Origin of the sequence: Cryobacterium sp. RTC2.1 (assembly GCF_035018685.1) — a bacterium.
GTDB lineage: Bacteria > Actinomycetota > Actinomycetes > Actinomycetales > Microbacteriaceae > Cryobacterium > Cryobacterium glucosi.
In genome coordinates this window covers 1-356 of the sequence record NZ_JASJXJ010000370.1, presented here as the reverse complement: position 1 = coordinate 356, position 356 = coordinate 1, and the positions used below count along the sequence as shown (strand labels likewise).

1 protein-coding gene is annotated in these 356 nt (G+C 76.7%); it reads right to left on the bottom strand.

What is annotated here, in order from left to right; genetic code table 11:
- A partial coding sequence (locus QN357_RS19345) for a type II secretion system F family protein (protein ID WP_323505451.1) occupies positions 1 to 356 on the bottom strand: 356 nt, incomplete at both ends.

Below are 356 nucleotides of genomic sequence, written 5' to 3'. Positions count from 1 at the left end.
CTGCTCGGCGTGGTTCCGCTCCTCGCGACGGTGTTGAACCCGAGCAGCACGCCGAAGAGGATCCCGACGAGCGGCAGGACGGCGACCAGCCGGGCGGTCGCGGCCGGGCCGGCGAGCGCCGTCTTGAGGTCCGCATGAAGCTGGCCGAGGTCGCGCAAGCTGGCCGCGAGCTGACGCAGGCACGCGGCGAGCGGCGCCCCGGACCGGGTCACCACCTCCCACGCGGCGGCGACCGCGCACCAGGCGTAGCCCGACTGCCCGCCAACGGCCCGCGCCTCCCCCGCAATGGCCTCCGCAACGCTGTCCCCGCGGCTCGCGGCGAGACCGGCGGCGCGCACGACACGGATGCCGACGGC